This window comes from Pelomonas sp. Root1444 (assembly GCF_001426885.1).
Classification (GTDB): Bacteria; Pseudomonadota; Gammaproteobacteria; order Burkholderiales; family Burkholderiaceae_C; genus Pelomonas.
The window spans coordinates 922,720-939,537 of sequence record NZ_LMFP01000003.1 but is presented as its reverse complement, the minus strand read 5'-3'; the positions used below and the strand labels follow the sequence as shown (position 1 = coordinate 939,537).

Here is a 16,818-nt window from a genome sequence, read left to right as displayed (position 1 = left end):
TGGCATTCAGCGCTGCAGGTTGCGAGGTTGCGGCACCGGCTCCAGCGGCACGCCGCCGCGGGCGACGGCCAGCGGCACCAGGCGCACGGCTTCCAGCGCGTTGGCGGCGGCGCCGTCGGTGGTGACGGCCAGTGTCAGCGTGTTCTCGCCGTTCGGGTTCAGGATGCCCGGTGGCAGCACAAAGACGCGCTGCGGGCCGATGTGGGCGATGAACTGGCCCATGTTCCAGCCGTTGACGAAGATCAGCGCGCGGTTCTCCACCTCGGAGCGCGGCTTGGTCGTGTCGCCGAAAGCCAGGCCCAGCTGCACGTCATGGCCTCGCGGCAGGTCCAGCTTGAAGTTCGTGCGCAGCCAGTACGTGCCGGGCGCGGGTGGGGCGGCGCCCACGGTCGTCGCGTCCCAGCCGGCCTGGGGCTTGGCGGGATCGGCGGGCAGGTGCCAGCCCATGCGCTCACCGTGCAGGCCGCCGCTGTTCATCGGGCCACGCACGAGGTCGGCGATGTCCTCGCCGCCCTTGTTGCCCTGGATCTTCCAGGCGATGGGCGTGCCGAAGCGCGGGCCGCCCTTGGGCGTGATGGACGCGGCGATCAGGCCGCGCGCCTCCTTGTGCGCGTCGTCGGCGAACAGGTCCCAGTTGTGCGAGTTGTTGCGCACGACGACGGCCAGCACATGCTCGCCTGCGGGCAAGCCTTGCAGCAACTGCTTGAAGGTGTCGGTCGTCTCGGGGAAGGGGCGGCCGGTGTCGTGCTCCTGCTGGCCGAGGAACTTGCCGTCCAGCCAGACCTGGATCTGACCAGCGCCGCCGCCGCCGAAGAAGAGTTCGAGCTGCAGCGGCTTGGTGGCTGCCGTCGTCGTGAAGCGGCCGCGGTACCAGACGTCGCCGTGGTGAAAGCCATAGTCGCTCATCGCCAGCACCGGCTGGCCCTTGTCGGGCGCGGTGTAGACGTTGGCGGCCGAGGCGCCCGCGTCGGCCTTGCGCCAGGCGCTGTCGTCGAACCGGGGGTCGGCTTCCAGCGAGTCGAAGCGGCGCGTCCACGTGCCCTGCATCAGGTCGGGCAGCTTGACGGCATCGGGGCCGGCCAGCGTGGCGCGTGCCACGAGGCTGAAGTCCTGGGCGCTGCTGGCGACGGGCCGGCCGTTGAAGCTCAGCGACGTGATCCCGTCCGGTGCCCAGGCTCGCAGCGTGCTGGGCGCGGTGGTGTCGCCGGTCAGTTGCAGCGTCTTGCCGTTGACGACCGCCGTGCGGACGAGCGCCGGGCTGCGCACCAACGCCGGCTGGTCGCCGGCCTGCAGGCGCCAGAACTCCCAGCCGGTCTTCTCGTCGGCCAGCAGCAGCAACAGCGGCGCGCGGCCGCCGCCGCTGATCAGCACTTCGATCAGGCCTTGGTGGGCATAGTTCAGCCGCAGGTCGCCGTGCTTCGCGTCCCAGTTCACCTGGGCCTGGCCGCGCAGGAACTTCACCGTCGGCTTGGTCGCATAGCGCAGCACGGTCTCGCCGTCGTCGCCGTTGCGGCCGTAGAGCAGGACCACGTCGCGCGCACCCTGCTGCAACTGCGCCTGCAGTTCGCTGGTGCTGTAGACCAGGTGCTGGCGCTCCAGCGCGTAGCTGGCCAGCAGCATCTTCGCGTCCTGGCCCGTCAACGTCAGCTTGCCGGCCTGCGGAATCTGGTACGTGCCGTCGCGCGTCTGCAGCTTGAAGCCGAATGCCTCGCTGCCCGACAGATGGTTGTGCTGGGCGAGCAGCACGTGGCTGCCCAGCGCCTTGTTGACGTTGTGATAGAGCCTGACCTTGGCATTGCCGCTCTCGAGCACCTCGCCCTTGTCCATCTGCGCCAGCACGGGCGTGGCCGCCTGCACGAAGCCGCCCATCTGCTTGAGCACCAGCGCCTTGTCGCGCATGACGCGGGCTTCGCTGATCGGCGCGCCGTAGTCGTAGCTGGTGTAGACGATGGGCCCCGGCTGCCAGCCCCAGCTGGTGCCGCCAAACGCCATGTAGATGGAGTGGATGGTCAGCGAGTTGATGAGGCTGCTGCCGTAGAACACGCGCTGGTAGCCCGGGCCCTGGCGCTGGGCCGTGCACTCGTAGGTGCCGTTGCTGCCCCAGTAGTCGAACCAGCCGGCGCCGATCTCGGCGACGAAGCCGGGCGTGTTGGGCGACGCCAGCGAGCCGACCTTGGGAAAGTTCTTCCCGTAGATGCCCCAGTCCGGCGCGACGGCCGGCGTGCCGGGCTGGGCATCGACGCCGCAAACACCGCCGGGATAGCCGTCGAACGCGTAGAGATCGGTCGGTCCCGGGTTGGCAAAGGGCGCGGTCGAGTTCTTCGGCGTCCAGTCCGGCAGGCGCGAAGCGGCGTTGTGGAACAGCGGCACGGTGATGCCGTCGGCACGCGCCTTGTCCGCGAGGCGCTGCATGTGGCGGATGTTCTTGGGATTCACCGCGAACAGCTCGTTTTCCAGCTGGTAGGCGATGACGTTGCCACCGCCGTTGGTGGCCTGGTGGCGGGCCAGGATGGCGTTGACCTGCGTCATCCACTCGTCCGCCGCTGCCTGGTACTCGGCCGCGTCGGTGCGCGCCTCGGCGCGCTGGCGCAGCAGCCAGCCGGGGAAGCCGCCGGCCGTCAGCTCGGCGTTCACGTACGGGCCCATGCGCGCGATGACGTACAGGCCTTCCTCTTCGGCCATCTGGATGGCGCGCTCGATGTTGCGCACGCCGGTGAAGTCGTAGTGGCCCGGCTTGGCCGAGTGGTAGCCCCAGCTGAAGTAGAACGACACGGTGTTCAGTCCCGACGCCTTCATCTTCTGCAGCACGTCGCGCCAGAGGCTGGGCGAGGGCAGGCGGAAGGGGTGGAACTCGCCCGCGAAGATCATCTCGCGACGGCCGTCGATGATGAGCGAGTGGCGGTCCCAGGCTATCGATTTGGGCTTGGCCTTGGGGGCCGTCACGCGCTCCAGCTGCGCGGTCTCCTCGGCAATGACGGTGAAGTGACGCACCGTGCCCGACACGCCGCCCAGCTCCTTCTTCGGCGTCCAGGTCTGCAGCCCGTCGAAGCTGTCGGAGTACCAGTAGCGCTTCGTCATGTAGTCATCGAAGTAGATGCGCCAGCCAGGGCGGCCGTCGCTCGACTTGATGGGGACGAGGGCCTGGCCCTCCGACGGGCCGCCCCAGCCGGCCCAGTCGCCGGTCTTCTGCAGCGTCCAGGGGCCGTCCAGCGACGGCGCGGTGGCCAGCTCGATGAACTTGGTCGTCTCGTTCTTCGTGAACGCCACAAACCGGCCGTCATGCTGGATGACGAAGGTGTCGATGTAGTTGTTCTCCAGCCCCTGCATGGGCACCGGGTCGGCGAACTTCGTGAAGCTGCCGTCGAGCGCCTTCACCGAGTAGGCCGCGAACGGGCCCTGGGTGCCGCCCCTGGACAGGCTCACGACTAGCTTCAGGCTGCCGTCGCGGTCGCGGAACCATTCCGGCGCCCAGACGTTGGTGACCTTTGGGCCGGCGCCGGGCAGCGTCAGCGGCACGTCGGCCACGTGCGTCCACTTCTTCAGGTCGGCCGACTTCGCGATGCCGAAGGTCGAGCCGTTCCAGTCGGTGGTGTAGGCGACGTAGTACAGCCCATCGGCGGCGCGGATGATGGACGGGTCGCGCAGCAGCGTCTGGGCCGGTGTGTAGACCTCCGAGCCCAGCGACGTGAAATTGATGCCGTCCGGCGAGCTGAACAGGCTCAGCGTGTTCTGCGACGTGGCCATGAAGGCCGACATCAGGAAGGTGCGCTCGCTCTTCGCCGCCGGCGCCAGCGCCTTGGCGGGCGCGCTGACGGCGGTGGGCGCCTGCTGGCCGGGGAGGTCCTGGGCCTGGACGGCGGTGCACGCCAGCAGCGACGCGAGCCAGAGGGCGGACCGGGACGGCGGGACGAACGGCAGAGCAGCGTGCATGGAGCGACCGGGAGTGCGGGGAGCCTGAATCAGTGTCCCCCCGTTCGCCGCCCCAAAAAATCAAGCGCGTGCGAGAAAGCGCCCGCCGCGAGGGCCGGCGAGAATGGCGGCCATGTTCAGTTTCTTCAAGAAGACGGCGCCGGCCCCGGCGTCCGACGACGCACCCATCCTGCTGCCCGAGGGCTGGGTCACCAAGCCGGCCAGTTCGCCGCCCCCTCCGCCCCCTGCGCCCGAACCACAACCCGTGGTGAGGCCCGCACCGGTCGCCGCCCCGGTGGCCACGCCGGTCGCACAGCAGCCCGCGGCGCCCAGGCCGCCTGCGCCGACGCCGGCCGTCATCGCCCCGCCGCCACCGGCGCCCGCCCCGGAGCCGGCCGCCGCCCCGCGCCAGAGCTGGCTGGAGCGCCTGCACGCCGGCTTGCGCAAGACCGGCAGCAGCATCGCCGGCGTCTTCACCGGCACGCAGATCGACGACCACCTCTACGAGGAACTGGAAGAGGCGCTGCTGATGGCCGATGCCGGCGTCAAGGCCACGCAGTTCCTGCTCGATGACCTGAAGCGCCGCGTCAAGGACGCCAAGGCCAGCGACCCGCAGGCCGTGCGCGGGCTGTTGATCGACGCGCTCAGCGAACTGCTCAAGCCGCTGGAGAAGGGCCTGGAAGTGGGCCGTTACACGCCCACCGTCATGATGGTCGTGGGCGTCAACGGCGCCGGCAAGACGACCAGCATCGGCAAGCTGACCCGCCATCTCGCCGAGGCTGACCAGAAGGTGCTGCTGGCCGCGGCCGACACCTTCCGCGCCGCGGCGCGCGAGCAACTGGGCGTCTGGGCCGATCGCGCTAAGGTCGAGATCATCAGCCAGGAGGGCGGCGACCCCGCGGCTGTGTCGTTCGATGCGGTCAACGCCGGCCGCGCGCGCGGCGCCGATGTCGTCATCGCCGACACCGCCGGCCGCCTGCCGACACAGGTCCACCTGATGGAGGAACTGAAGAAGATCAAGCGCGTCATCACCAAGGCGCAAGCCGATGCGCCGCACGAGGTGCTGCTGGTGGTGGACGGCAACACCGGCCAGAACGCGCTGAACCAGGTCAAGGCCTTCGACGAAGCGCTGGGCTTGACCGGCCTGATCGTCACCAAGCTCGACGGCACCGCCAAGGGCGGCGTGCTCGCGGCCATCGCGCGCGAGCGGCCGGTGCCGGTCTACTTCATCGGCGTGGGCGAAAAGCTGGAAGACCTCGAGACCTTCAGCGCGCGCGAGTTCGCACGGGCACTGCTGGAGTGACCTGGCGCGCCCGCGCCGCCGGGTCGCTCAATGAGCTGCGTGCGGCGTGTCGGCGAAATAGCCGGCACCCCGTGGCTTCGGAAAAAGGGCGCTGCGCAGCCGTTCGCCGTCGTCGGTCTGCCAGGCGCGGTCCCACGACGTGACGGCCAGGTCGGTGGCGCCCAGCACGCGCAGCAGGCGGTCGCGCTTGCGCGCCTGGCGCAGTGGGTCGTCGTTGAGCGGCATCAGCACCACCGACCGCACCACGCCGTGCTCGTCGCACAGCGCGAAGTCGACGGTCAGCAGCCCGGTGCGCGACAGCCACTCCCGGTACGAGTTGTGGCGCGGCACGCGCACCAGCTTGTGCAGCGGCACGTGTGCGAGCAGGTAGCCCCTGGGGTGCTCCAGCGCCAGCGCGTGGGCGAGGCATTTGTGGGCATGGCGCTCCGCGCTCGCCAGCACGCGCGCGGGAGTGGGCGGCCAGCGCATCACGGTGTCGGTCAGCTCGGCGCGGGCGGGAGCGTCCTGGCCGGTGAGCCGGCTCAGCCAGGCGCCCACGGTGCGGGGGATTTGCAGGTTCAGCATGCGCCACACCCTAGCGGCCGGCGCGCCGTTTGGCCATGCGCCGCCCTCCTTCGACCTTGGGGGCAGTTGTGTGCGCTTGTGTTTCCTGCGCCAGGCCGCTCGAGCCGAGTTGCTCGAACGCCGGGCGCGCCCGGACCTCGAAAGCAGCCGCCGCCGGCGCACCGCGGCGTGCTGGGCCGGAGTGGGGTGGCCTGGGCCTGATCGGCTGCGCGCTGCTTGTGCTGCTGGGCTGCCCCGGCCAATCACATGCCGGGCAAGCCCTTCATGCCGCCCATGCGCTTCATCATCTTCATCAGGCCGCCGCCCTTCATCTTCTTCATCATCTGCTGCATCTGGTCGAACTGGTTCAGCAGGCGGTTGACGTCCTGGATCTGCACGCCGGCGCCCGCGGCGATGCGGCGCTTGCGGCTGGCCTTGCTCTTGCCGTCCATCAGCAGGGCCGGGTGCGATCGCTCCTTGGCGCTCATCGCGCGCAGGATGCCTTCCATGCGCTTCATGTCGCGCTCGGCGCGGTCCATATCGGCCTGGCCGGGCTGCTTGTTGCCCATCATGTTCTGCGGCAGCTTGTCCATCAGGCCACCGAGGCCGCCCATCTTCTTCATCTGCGCGATCTGCTGCAGGAAGTCGTTCAGGTCGAAGCCGCTGCCGCTCTTGAGCTTCTCCGCCATGGCCTGCGCCGAGGCCATGTCGACGTTGGCGGTGACCTGCTCGACGAGGGCCACGATGTCGCCCATGCCGAGCACGCGGCCCGCGTGGCGGTCGGCGTCGAAGACTTCCAGACCGTCGATCTTTTCCGAGACCCCGGCGAACTTGATCGGCGCACCGGTGATCTGGCGCACCGACAGCGCCGCGCCGCCGCGCGAGTCGCCGTCCAGCTTGGTCAGGATGACGCCGGTCAGCGGCAGCGCCTCCTTGAAGGCCTTGGCGGTGTTGACGGCATCCTGGCCCTGCATCGCGTCGACGACGAACAGCGTCTCGACCGGATCGACCGCCGCGTGCAGGTCCTTGATCTCGGCCATCAGCGCTTCGTCGATGGCCAGGCGGCCGGCGGTGTCGACCAGCAGCACGTCGAAGTAGTGGCGCCGGGCATGGTCCAGCGCGGCGAGCACGATGTCACGCGGCTTCTGGTTCGGTTCGGACGGGAACCACTCGCCGCCGGCCTGCTTGGTCACTGTCTTCAGCTGCTCGATGGCGGCCGGGCGGTAGACGTCGGCGGAGACCGTCAGCACCTTCTTCTTGCGCTTCTCGATCAGGTGCTTGGTGAGCTTGGCGGTCGTCGTCGTCTTGCCGGCGCCCTGCAGGCCGGCCATCAGGATGACGGCGGGCGGCTGGGCGGCGAGGTTGATGTCGGCCACGCCTTCGCCCATCGTCGCGGCGAGCTCCTTGTGCACGACCGAGACCAGCACCTGGCCGGGGTTCAGCGAGCCGACCACCTCCTGGCCGAGCGCCTTCTCCTTCACGCGGGCGATGAAGTCGCGCACCACGGGCAGGGCCACGTCGGCCTCTAGCAAGGCCATGCGCACCTCGCGCAGCATGTCCTGCACGTTGCTCTCGGTGATGCGGGCCTGGCCGCGCATCGTCTTGACGAGGCGACTCAGGCGGTCGGTGAGGTTGGAAGCCATCGTTGGGGAGGGTTGGACCGGCAGAACGCGCGGCACCCAAAAGTACACTGCAGCCATGAGTTTATCGCCCGCCCCATTGGGAGACGCCGCCGCGGCCGGAACCGTCGGCCCTGGCGTCGCGCTGGCCATCGCCAGCGGCCTGGCGCTGCTGGGCTATGTCTGGGTCGGGCTGCTGCGCGCCCGGCCCGACGAGGGGCAAGCGCCCACGCGCCCGCCGCTGCGCTCGGTGCCGCCCATGGCACTGGCCTGGACGGCGCAGTTCGTCGCCCTCTTCATCGACATCAGCGGCTTCGGCCTGGTCACGCCCGGCGCGCGCTTCGGTTTCGCGCCGGCGCTGTCGATGACGACCTGGCTGGTGCTGACGGTCTATCTGATCGAAAGCCGCTTCCTGCCGCTGCACAGCGTGCGCCGCGTGCTGGCCTGGCTGGCGGCGGCGGCGGTGCTGCTGGCCTGGAGCTTCCCCGGCGAGAGCCGCCCGTTGGCCGCATCGCCCTGGGCGCCGCTGCACTGGGTGCTGGGCCTGGCGTCCTACGGCTTGTTCGGCGTCGCGGTGCTGCATGCGGCTCTGATGAACCGCGCCGAATCACGGCTGCGCCACAAGCAGGCCGCGCCGGGCGCCATTTCAGGGCAGATGCCGCTGCTGCAGCTGGAGCGGCTGACCTTCCAGTTCGTCGCCGCCGGCGTGGGCGTCCTGTCGCTGGCCATCCTGCTGGGCTGGTGGTTCACGCCGACCTGGCGCTGGGACCACAAGAACCTGCTCGCCGTGCTGGGCTGGCTGGTGCTGGCCGGCCTGCTCGTCGGCCGGCGCATCTACGGCTGGCGCGGCCGGCGCGCGACCCGCTGGCTGTATGCCGGCGCGGCGCTGCTGCTGCTGTCGTACGCCGGCTCGCGCTTCGTCCTCGAGGTCATCCTGCAGCGCGGCATGAACGGGGGCGGCGCATGAAGTACCTGTTGCTGCTGTTGCTGCTGGCAGCGTTCTTCTTCTTCCTCGGCGTGAAACGCTCGCGGCCGCGGGAGCCGGGGGCACGCAGCAAGCCGGCGTCGCCCGCGCAACCCCAGGCCATGCTGCGCTGCGCCGAGTGCGGCATGCACCTGCCAGCCGACGAGGCCCTGCCCGGCAAGGGCGGGGTGTTTTGCAGCACGGGCCACCGCAACAGCTTCGAGGCCCGTGAAGGCCAGGGCTGAGAGGGTGTCCCAAGGCAGCTGGTTCGTCGAAGCCCCGCCGGCCGAGCCGGCCGAGAGCAGCGCCGCCTTCGAGCGGTTGTACCGCGCCTTCCTCGCCGCCCGCGCGGCGCTGGGCCTGGCGCTGATCGGCGCGCAGCTGATCGCCGCCTTGCTGTCGACCCGCCCGGCGCCCTCGACGATGGCGCTCAGCGCGTTTTACGCCGTGGCCGCCGCCGCGCTGTGGCTGCTGCCGCAGCTGCGCCGCGGCGCGACGGCGCGCAGCCTGGCGCGCATCAGCAGCCCGCATTGGTGGAGCGCGATCGGCATCGACCTGCTGCTGTTCGGCGTGCTGCATGCGCTGGACCCGAGCGGGGTGAACTACGGCGCGCTGTTCGTCATGCCGGTGCTGATGGCGGCCGTGCTGAGCCCGCGCCGGCTGGCGCTGGCGACGGCGGCGATGGCCACACTGGGGCTGCTGCTCGCCGCAGCCTGGTCGCTGTTGCTGGGTGTGGACGTGGGCTTGAAGACGACGCAGGCCGGCCTCGTCGGTGGCGGGCTGTTCGCGGTGAGCCTGCTGGCCGGCGAGCTGAGCGCGCGGCTGGCGCGTGAGGAGAGGGCGGCGCGCGGCAGCCTGGCGCTGGCCCGCCAGCAGGAGCAGCTGAACCGGCTGGTCATCGACGAGATGCAGGAGGGCGTGCTGGTCGTCGATCGCCGCGGCCGCGTGCGGGCGATGAACCCGGCCGCGCGCACGCTGCTGGGCGCGGCCGGCGGCGAGCTGAGCTGGCAGCTGCGCGGCCGCGGCGACTGGCAACCGCTGGTGCAGGCGCTGGAGCAGGCGCATGCCAGCGGCTCGGGCGCAGAGATCGACGTGGCCTTGCCATTGGACAGCGGCGTGACGCGCAGCCTGCGCCTGAGGCTGCGCTTCACGCGCCAGCGCGAGGGCAGCGAGGAGCTGTGCGTGTTGTTCGTCGAGGACAACCGTGCGCTGCTGGCGCGCACCCGTCAGGAGAAGCTCGCGGCCATGGGCCGCGTGTCGGCCGGCATCGCGCACGAGATCCGCAACCCGCTGGCGGCGATTGCACAGGCGAACGCGTTGATCGCCGAGGACGTGGCCGGCATGCGCGCCGAGGAGCTGACGCGCATGGTCGCGTCCAACGTGCAGCGCCTGAAGCGCCTGGTGGACGACGTGACCGAGGTCGCGCCCGGCGTGCAGCCGGACACGCAGACGCTGGACGTCAGCGCGCTGGTGCACGAGATCTGCGTCGACTGGATCGTCGTCAATGGCCTGGCGGCCGGTGCCGACAGCCGCTTCCAGCTGCAGATCGAGGCGCCCGAGCTGCTGGGGCTGTTCGATGCCGAGCACCTGCGCCGCGTGCTGGTCAACCTGCTGGACAACGCGTTGCGCCATGCCGACGACGGCGCCGGTTCGGTGCGGGTGCGGCTGGCGCGGGACGGCGATGCGCTGGCGCTGGTGGTGCGCAGCGCCGGGCCACCGGTGCCCCCGGACGTGGAGCGGCATCTTTTCGAGCCCTTCTTCTCGACGCGCAGCCGCGGCTCGGGGCTGGGCCTCTATATTTGCCGTGAGCTGTGCGAGCGCCACGGCGCCCGCATCGAGTACCGCCGCGCTCCCGAGGCGGCCGCCAACGAGTTCTGCGTGCGCCTGCGTGCCGCGCCATCCGCATGAGCCCTGCCATCCGACTGCTGGTCGTCGACGACGAGCCCGACCTGCGCACGCTCTACGAGCTGACACTGCTGCGCGAGGGCTACGAGATCGACAGCGCCGGCTCGGTCGCCGAGGCGCTGGCCCATCTGCAGGCCACGACCTACAGCGCCGTCATCACCGACATGAAGCTGCCCGACGGCTCGGGGCTGTCCGTGCTGCGCTGGCTGGAGCAGGCCGCGCGGCCGGAGAAGGCCATCGTCATCACGGCCTTCGGCTCGGCCGAGAACGCGGTGGAGGCGCTGAAGGCCGGCGCCTTCGACTACCTGACCAAGCCGGTGGACCTGCGCCAGTTCCGCCTGGTGGTCGGCTCGGCGCTGGGCCGCCAGCCGCCCGCGAAGGCGCCCGAACCGGCGGCGCCGCCGGTGTCCTCGTCGATCGGCACGGCCACCGCGCTGCGGCTGGTCGGCGAGTCGCCGGCCATCCGCGCGGTGCGCGCGCTGATCGAGAAGGTCGGGCGCAGCATGGCACCAGTGCTGGTGCAGGGTGAATCCGGCACGGGCAAGGAGCTGGTGGCGCGTGCCATCCACGACCACGGCGCCCGCGCCACGGGGCGCTTCGTCGCCGTCAACTGCGGCGCCATCCCGGAGAACCTGCTGGAGGCCGAGTTCTTCGGCTACCGCAAGGGCGCCTTCACCGGCGCGAACGAGGACCGCGAGGGCTTCTTCCAGGCGGCCGACGGTGGCACGCTGTTCCTCGACGAGATCGGCGATCTGCCGCTGGCCATGCAGAGCAAGCTGCTGCGCGTCATCCAGGAGCGCTCGGTGCGCCCGGTCGGCGCGACGGCGGAGACGCCGATCAACGTGCGCATCCTGAGCGCCACGCACAAGGACCTGGGTGCAGAGGTGGCGGGCGGGCGCTTCCGGCAGGACTTGTTCTACCGGCTCAACGTCATCCAGATCCGTGTGCCGCCGCTGCGCGAGCGGCTGGAGGACCTGGGGCTGATCAGCAACCGCGTGCTGGCCCGCATCGCACAGGATGCGGGCGTGTCGCCCACGCCGCGACTGACGGCCGGCGCGCTGCAGACGCTGTCACGCTATGCCTTCCCCGGCAACGTGCGCGAGCTGGAGAACCTGTTGCACCGCGCGCTGGCGCTGGCGGGCGGTGAATGGATAGACGCCGACGACCTCGGTCTGCCCGACGCGCTGTTGGATGAGGGGCGCGGCGAATCGCAGTTCGCCGCGCTGGAGACGCCAGTCGCCGCGGTGCCGACCGCAGAAGGCCTGTCGCTGCCCGAGCAGTTGCCGAGCGACCTGGCCAGCTACCTCGACGAGGTCGAGCGTGCCATCCTGCTGCGCGCGCTCGAGCTGCACCGCTTCAACCGCACGGCCGCGGCGGCCAGCCTCGGCCTCTCGCTGCGCCAGATCCGCTATCGCATGGCCCGACTGGCGATCTCCGCGGGCGAGAGCTGAGGCGCTTGGCCGGCGCGCCTTGCCGAACGGCTTGAGGCGCGACCCGCGCGCGTGTGCGTTTCGTTGCACCTCGGGATTTGCCCTGCTTGAATCCACCGCAAGCCGCTCGCGGCATGCAGGCCCCGCATGCCAAACCCAGCAACGGCGCGGCCTGGCGCCACGCTTCGGCCCGCCAGCCCAGTGCTGATGCGGGTTGCGCGGGACGAAGCCCGATGTGATCGGGTGAAGGCGCGCGCGGGCACTTTTTCCAGCTGAATCTGAACTCGGGTTTGACACTAGGGGTAGTGCTTGGAAGGGCTGGGAGCCATAGATATAGTGTCCTTCGTGATATCCTGCTGACCCAGTCGATGCCCATGACCATCCCCTTGGATTCGCTGTCTGCTGTGGCTTGGAGCCCGCAGCGATGCGCCCGAGGCGCCAGCCGGAATGCCGGCCTGGCAAGGGACCGGCAGGGACGAAATACCCCACTGAAGCAACGCTCGATGCGCCGGCCCGACCCCCGGGTTGCCGCCGCGCATGGGCCCGTCATTTCTCGATAAAAGGATTCCTCATGCTGCATGAAGCTGCCTCGAACCCGGGCGTTCCCGCCTCGCCGTCCACGGGTTCTCCGGTCGCGTTCGGATCCGACGCCGCCGCCCCCAGCGCCCCAGCGCTGTCCAGCTACCAGGCCTACCAGATCATTCGCCGCAACGGTGCCGTGGTCTCGTTCGAGCCGAGCAAGATCGCCGTCGCGTTGATGAAGGCTTTCCTGGCCGTGCATGGCACCAGCGGTGCCGCCTCGGCCAGCGTGCGCGAGACGGTCGAGCAGCTGACCCAGAACGTCGTGCGCGCGCTGCTGCGCTCGCGCCCGAGCGGCGGCACCTTCCATATCGAGGACGTCCAGGACCAGGTCGAGCTGGGCCTGATGCGCAGCGGCCACCATGAGGTCGCCCGCGCCTACGTGCTGTACCGCGAGCGCCGTGCACAGGAGCGCGCCGCGCAAGGCGAGGCCACGCGCGCCGCCGAGCCGACGCTGATGGTGGTGGACCGTGGCGAGCGCCGCCCGCTGGACCTGGGCCAGCTGAAGTCGCTGATCGCCTCGGCCTGCGAGAACCTCGGCGCCGACGTGAAGCCGGACCCGGTGCTGGCAGAAACGCAGCGCAACCTGTACGACGGCGTCGCCATCGACGAGGTCTACAAGGCCGCGATCCTGGCCGCCCGCACGCTGATCGAGAAAGACCCCGGCTACAGCCGTGCCACCGCGCGCCTGCTGCTGCACACGATCCGCCGCGAGATCCTCGGCGGCGAAGTGCTGCAGGGCGAGATGACGCAGCGCTATGCCGAGTACTTCCCCGGCTATATCAAGAAGGGCATCAAGGCCGAACTGCTGGACGAGAAGCTGGGCCAGTACGACCTGGCCCGCCTGGGTGCCGCGCTGAAGGCCGAGCGCGACCTGCAATTCGACTACCTGGGCCTGCAGACGCTGTACGACCGCTACTTCCTGCACATCGAGGACGAGCGCATCGAGATGCCGCAGGCCTTCTTCATGCGTGTGGCCATGGGCCTGGCGCTGGGCGAGATCGACCGCGAAGCCCGCGCCATCGAGTTCTATGAAGTGCTGTCGAGCTTCGACTTCATGTCCAGCACGCCGACGCTGTTCAATGCCGGCACGCGCCGCTCGCAGCTGTCGAGCTGCTACCTGACGACCGTCAGCGACGACCTCGACGGCATCTACGAGGCGCTCAAGGAAAACGCGCTGCTGAGCAAGTTCGCCGGCGGCCTGGGCAACGACTGGACGCCGGTGCGTGCGCTGGGCTCGCACATCAAGGGCACCAACGGCAAATCGCAAGGCGTCGTGCCCTTCCTGAAGGTCGTCAACGACACGGCCGTGGCCGTGAACCAGGGCGGCAAGCGCAAGGGCGCCGTCTGCGCCTACCTGGAAACCTGGCACCTGGACATCGAAGAGTTCCTGGACCTGCGCAAGAACACCGGCGACGACCGCCGCCGCACCCACGACATGAACACGGCGAACTGGATTCCCGACCTGTTCATGCGCCGCGTCATCGAAGGCGGCGACTGGACGCTGTTCAGCCCCTCGACCTGCCCAGACCTGCACGACCTCTTTGGCGCCGCCTTCGAAAAGGCCTATGTCGAGTACGAGGCCAAGGTCGACCGCGGCGAGCTCAAGCTCTTCAAGCGCATGCCGGCCAAGGACCTGTGGCGCAAGATGCTGTCGATGCTGTTCGAGACGGGCCATCCCTGGATCACGTTCAAGGACGCCTGCAATGTGCGCAGCCCGCAGCAGCATGTCGGCGTCGTGCACTCCAGCAACCTGTGCACCGAGATCACGCTGAACACCAACGACAGCGAGATCGCCGTCTGCAACCTCGGCTCCGTCAACCTGGCCCAGCACATCAAGGACGGCCAGATCGACCAGGCCAAACTGAAGAAGACCGTGCGCACGGCCATGCGCATGCTCGACAACGTCATCGACATCAACTACTACGCCGTCAAGAAGGCGCGCGACTCCAACCTGCGCCATCGCCCGGTGGGCCTCGGCATCATGGGCTTCCAGGATGCGCTCTACCAGCTGCGCACCCCCTACGCGTCGCAGGCCGCCGTCGACTTCGCCGACCGCTCGATGGAGGCCGTCTGCTATCACGCCTACTGGGCCTCGACCGAGCTGGCCGAGGAGCGCGGCCGCTATTCGTCGTACAAGGGCTCGTTGTGGGACCGCGGCATCCTGCCCATCGACTCGCTGGACCTGCTGGCCGAGGCCCGCGGCGGCTACGTCGACGTGGACCGCTCGACGACGATGGACTGGGACGCGCTGCGTGGCCGCATCGCGACTTACGGCATGCGCAACAGCAACTGCGTCGCCATCGCGCCGACCGCCACCATCTCCAACATCATCGGCGTGGACGCGTCCATCGAGCCGTGCTTCGGCAACCTGTCGGTCAAGTCCAACCTGTCCGGCGAGTTCACCGTCATCAACGAATCGCTGGTGCGTGACCTGAAGGCGCTGGGCCTGTGGGATGACGTGATGGTGATGGACCTCAAGCACTTCGACGGTTCGCTGCGCCGCATCGACCGTGTGCCCGAGGACATCAAGGCGCTGTATGCGACGGCCTTCGAGGTCGACACCGTGTGGCTGATCGAAGCCGGCGCGCGCCGCCAGAAGTGGATAGACCAGGCGCAAAGCCTGAACATCTACATGGCCGGTGCCTCGGGCAAGAAGCTCGACGAGACCTACAAGCTCGCGTGGCAGCGCGGCCTGAAGACGACCTACTACCTGCGCACCATCAGCGCGACGCAGGCCGAGAAGAGCACGGTCACGCGCTCGGGCCAGCTCAATGCGGTGTCCAACAGCACCACGGCGATGGCCGCTGCGCCCACCGCACCGGTTGCCGTGGTCGAGCCCGAACTGCCGGCGACGGACATGAAGTTCTGCTCGATCGACAATCCCGATTGCGAGGCGTGCCAGTAATGAAGCAGTGGCGCCAACTTGTATAGACAAGTTGGCGCCTTCTGTTTTCGATGCCCACGCGCAACAAACTTTGCGCGAACGCTGCAAATAGCTGTAGCTAGTTCTTGTTGATTTGCACAAGCACTGCCGATAATTCGAAGTGATAGGAAAGACACCATGCTGGATTGGGACGAAGACCTGAAGTCCACTGATACCCACGCCGCGAAGCCTCTCGCGGTCATGCCTTCGGCGACGCCTGTATCGGCGTCTGCGCACGGAGCCGCCAGCGTCTCGATTCCTGCTCCCCAACTGTCCGGCGAACCGGCGACGGCACGTCGCGTGAAGGCCGCCGACAAGCGCATCATCAACGGCCAGACCGACGTCAATCAGTTGGTGCCGTTCAAGTACAAGTGGGCCTGGGAGAAGTACCTCGCCACCTGCGCCAACCACTGGATGCCGCAGGAAGTGAACATGAGCCGCGACATCGCGCTCTGGAAGGATCCCAACGGCCTGACCGAAGACGAGCGCCGCATCATCAAGCGCAACCTCGGCTTCTTCGTCACCGCGGACTCGCTGGCCGCCAACAACATCGTGCTGGGCACCTACCGCCACATCACGGCGCCCGAGGCCCGCCAGTTCCTGCTGCGCCAGGCTTTTGAAGAAGCCATCCACACGCACGCCTACCAGTACATCGTCGAGAGCCTGGGCCTGGACGAGAGCGAGATCTTCAACGCCTACAACGAGGTGAAGTCGATCCGCGACAAGGACGAGTTCCTGATCCCCTTCATCGAGGCGATCATGAAGCCCGAGTTCGTCACGGGCACGCCCGAGGCCGACCAGACGCTGCTGAAGTCGCTCATCGTCTTCGCCTGCCTGATGGAAGGCCTGTTCTTCTACGTCGGCTTCACGCAGATCCTGGCGATGGGCCGCCAGAACAAGATGACCGGCGCGGCCGAGCAGTACCAGTACATCCTGCGCGACGAGTCCATGCACTGCAACTTCGGCATCGACCTGATCAACCAGATCAAGCTCGAGAACCCGCACCTCTGGACGGCCGAGTTCAAGGCCGAGATCAAGGCGCTGTTCCTGAAGGCGGTCGAGCTGGAGTACCGCTATGCGGAGGACACCATGCCGCGCGGCGTGTTGGGCCTCAACGCCTCGATGTTCAAGGGCTATCTGCGCTTCATCGCCAACCGCCGTGCAGTGCAGATCGGCCTCGAAGCCCTGTTCCCGAACGAAGAAAACCCCTTCCCGTGGATGAGCGAGATGATCGACTTGAAGAAGGAACGCAACTTCTTCGAGACCCGCGTCATCGAGTACCAGTCGGGCGGGGCATTGAGCTGGGACTGAAGTCCCGGCCGCAACGAGATCAAGACCTGGCCAATGCAGTCACCGAGCGAAACCCGCATCAACACGCCAGACGTGGCGGGGCTGCATGGCGATCCCATTCACCGTATCGAGGCGCTCCTCCTGGGCGACTCTCGAGCGGTGAATAGCCGTATCTGGGCGGACCGGTCCGTACAGAGCGGTGACTTTTCCACTTGATCAAGGAGAAAACCATGGCAACTGCAAAGAAAGCTCCGGCCAAGAAGGCCGCTGCAACCCCGGTGAAGAAGGCCGCCGCCAAGAAGGCTGCAGCTCCGGCGAAGAAGGCCGCTCCGGCCAAGAAGGCCGCTGCG

10 protein-coding genes are annotated in these 16,818 nt (G+C 68.8%); 7 read left to right on the top strand and 3 right to left on the bottom strand.

Going from position 1 to position 16,818, the window contains the following annotated elements; translation table 11 throughout:
* Positions 1-6 precede the first annotated feature (6 nt).
* The gene (locus ASD35_RS07145; RefSeq protein WP_082579967.1) at positions 7-3,930 is read right to left on the bottom strand and encodes a beta-galactosidase; all 3,924 of its coding nucleotides are present in this window, start codon (positions 3,928-3,930) and stop codon (positions 7-9) included.
* A gap of 112 nt (positions 3,931-4,042) precedes the next feature.
* Here ASD35_RS07145 and ftsY point away from each other — a divergent pair, with 112 nt between their 5' ends.
* Positions 4,043-5,212 (top strand): signal recognition particle-docking protein FtsY, encoded by a 1,170-nt coding sequence (gene ftsY, locus ASD35_RS07140; RefSeq protein ID WP_056874176.1) that lies wholly within the window; start codon positions 4,043-4,045, stop codon positions 5,210-5,212.
* 27 nt (positions 5,213-5,239) lie between these two features.
* On the opposite strand, the gene ASD35_RS07135 is transcribed toward ftsY, so the two are convergent.
* The gene (locus ASD35_RS07135; protein WP_056874175.1) at positions 5,240-5,776 is read right to left on the bottom strand and encodes a hypothetical protein; all 537 of its coding nucleotides are present in this window, start codon (positions 5,774-5,776) and stop codon (positions 5,240-5,242) included.
* Positions 5,777-6,018: 242 nt separating this feature from the next.
* A complete protein-coding gene (ffh, locus tag ASD35_RS07130) occupies positions 6,019-7,398 on the bottom strand; it encodes a signal recognition particle protein (RefSeq protein ID WP_056874174.1) in 1,380 nt (459 codons plus the stop codon).
* A gap of 55 nt (positions 7,399-7,453) precedes the next feature.
* On the opposite strand from ffh, the gene ASD35_RS07125 reads away from it, so the two are divergent.
* The 6 genes from ASD35_RS07125 to ASD35_RS07100 all read left to right on the top strand — a co-directional run bounded on the left by ASD35_RS07125 (position 7,454) and on the right by ASD35_RS07100 (position 16,489).
* Entirely contained in the window at positions 7,454-8,341 is an 888-nt protein-coding gene (locus ASD35_RS07125) for an inner membrane protein YpjD (RefSeq protein ID WP_082579966.1), read from the top strand.
* Positions 8,338-8,583, top strand: coding sequence for a PP0621 family protein (locus ASD35_RS07120; protein ID WP_056874173.1), 246 nt, complete (start codon positions 8,338-8,340; stop codon positions 8,581-8,583). Before ASD35_RS07125 ends, ASD35_RS07120 begins: the two co-directional genes overlap by 4 nt.
* 4 nt (positions 8,584-8,587) lie before the next feature.
* A complete protein-coding gene (locus tag ASD35_RS07115; RefSeq protein ID WP_157275417.1) occupies positions 8,588-10,246 on the top strand; it encodes a PAS domain-containing sensor histidine kinase in 1,659 nt (552 codons plus the stop codon).
* Positions 10,243-11,694 carry a sigma-54 dependent transcriptional regulator gene (locus ASD35_RS07110; RefSeq protein WP_056874171.1) on the top strand — a complete coding sequence of 484 codons (1,452 nt, stop codon included), beginning with the start codon at positions 10,243-10,245 and terminating at the stop codon, positions 11,692-11,694. Before ASD35_RS07115 ends, ASD35_RS07110 begins: the two co-directional genes overlap by 4 nt.
* Before the next feature lie 550 nt (positions 11,695-12,244).
* Positions 12,245-15,160 carry a ribonucleoside-diphosphate reductase subunit alpha gene (locus tag ASD35_RS07105; RefSeq protein WP_056874170.1) on the top strand — a complete coding sequence of 972 codons (2,916 nt, stop codon included), beginning with the start codon at positions 12,245-12,247 and terminating at the stop codon, positions 15,158-15,160.
* 156 nt (positions 15,161-15,316) lie between these two features.
* On the top strand, positions 15,317-16,489 hold the full coding sequence (locus tag ASD35_RS07100; protein WP_056874169.1) for a ribonucleotide-diphosphate reductase subunit beta: 1,173 nt from the start codon (positions 15,317-15,319) through the stop codon (positions 16,487-16,489).
* Positions 16,490-16,818 lie beyond the last annotated feature (329 nt).

Excerpts from the sequence above, each read along its gene's own strand:
- ASD35_RS07145 (WP_082579967.1), bottom strand. The coding sequence starts at position 3,930 with ATGCACGCTGCTCTGCCGTTCGTCCCGCCGTCCCGGTCCGCCCTCTGG.
- ftsY (WP_056874176.1), top strand. The coding sequence starts at position 4,043 with ATGTTCAGTTTCTTCAAGAAGACGGCGCCGGCCCCGGCGTCCGACGAC.
- ASD35_RS07135 (WP_056874175.1), bottom strand. The coding sequence starts at position 5,776 with ATGCTGAACCTGCAAATCCCCCGCACCGTGGGCGCCTGGCTGAGCCGG.
- ffh (WP_056874174.1), bottom strand. The coding sequence starts at position 7,398 with ATGGCTTCCAACCTCACCGACCGCCTGAGTCGCCTCGTCAAGACGATG.
- ASD35_RS07125 (WP_082579966.1), top strand. The coding sequence starts at position 7,454 with ATGAGTTTATCGCCCGCCCCATTGGGAGACGCCGCCGCGGCCGGAACC.
- ASD35_RS07120 (WP_056874173.1), top strand. The coding sequence starts at position 8,338 with ATGAAGTACCTGTTGCTGCTGTTGCTGCTGGCAGCGTTCTTCTTCTTC.
- ASD35_RS07110 (WP_056874171.1), top strand. The coding sequence starts at position 10,243 with ATGAGCCCTGCCATCCGACTGCTGGTCGTCGACGACGAGCCCGACCTG.
- ASD35_RS07105 (WP_056874170.1), top strand. The coding sequence starts at position 12,245 with ATGCTGCATGAAGCTGCCTCGAACCCGGGCGTTCCCGCCTCGCCGTCC.
- ASD35_RS07100 (WP_056874169.1), top strand. The coding sequence starts at position 15,317 with ATGCTGGATTGGGACGAAGACCTGAAGTCCACTGATACCCACGCCGCG.